The 1,218-nt window shown below is 65.3% G+C and carries 1 pseudogene; it reads right to left on the bottom strand.

From position 1 onward, the window contains the following. Nucleotides 1-134: 134 nt before the first annotated feature. Nucleotides 135-1,061: pseudogene (locus ACY5KJ_RS15450) on the bottom strand (SAM-dependent methyltransferase). Nucleotides 1,062-1,218: the final 157 nt, after the last annotated feature.

Raw genomic sequence — 1,218 nt, forward strand, 5'->3', positions numbered from 1 at the left:
TACCCGGGGCCGGTCCGGTCCTCGCCGGGCGGATCGGCGCGTTCGGATCATCGGTGGGGCCCGGCGGGAGGGGAAGTCCCCTCACGCGTCGTCCGGCCGGCGACGAGGCTGAACGAGCCGCCAGGCAGAAGTCCTCAGAGCTTGCGGCCCACTCCGCAGAACTGCTGCACCTCGGCCGGGATACCGAGATCATTGGAGGCCGGCCGCCACCGCGAGCACGAGACGACGCCGGGCTCGAGCAGCTCGACCCGGTCAAAGAACACGGCGATCTGTTTCGCGTCACGAAAGACAATGGGTGGTGTGGCGTTCTCGTTCCAGAACTGCCGCACCCGCTCCGCCTCCTCGGAATAGACCTCGTTGCTGGCGTGGGCGATGGCCAGATAACTACCGGACGGCACAGCATCCAGGAGCCGGTGCACGATCCGCAGCGATTCCTCGGCATCCTGAACGAAGTTCAGCACCCCCAGCAGGGTGAGCGCGACCGGCCGGGTGAAGTCCAGCGTTCGGGCCGCGGCTTCCAGGATTCGGTCGGTATCCCGGATGTCGGCCTCGAGGTAGTTGGGAGTCGAAATGAAATAACTTGCGCGTTTCGAACCCTCCACAGGCCTGTGACCTGCGATGATGCTCTCGATCACGTATTTGTTACTTCATTACGTCCCCTTGGTGGCGCCCTCCGGGGTGCTGGTGAGCAGCACTCGGGCATGCACCAGAACAAGAGGGTCGTTGTCGACGTAGACGATGCGCGATTCCGGTGCGATCTCCTGGGCGACCTCATGGGTGTTTCCGGCGGTGGGCAGCCCGGTCCCGATGTCGAGGAACTGACGGATACCTGCCTCGCCGGCCAGGAATTGCACGGCTCGGGTGAGGAAACCCCGGTCGGCGCGGGCGGTGTCGACGATGTGCGGAAGTATCTGCTGGACCTGGTCGCCCACCGCGCGGTCGGAGGCGAAGTTGTCCTTGCCACCGAGCCAGTAGTTCCAGACCCGGGCGGTGTGCGCGACATCCGAATTGAATTGGGGCTTCTCCGCCAGCCCCTCGGGGGCATATGCGTCGTCGGTCATGGTCGGGTCCTTCCTCCGCTTCGGTGGATTCTGCCTGGTGTGAGCGTAGTCCTCTGCCCGCTCGTCACCCGGCGCCGGTTCGCCGGTCCGGTGCGGCGTCCCGACAACCAGCCCGGGACCGTCCCTCTCGCGTAAACATTCACGTAGATTCGTGATC

The organism is Frankia sp. CcWB3, from assembly GCF_977927595.1.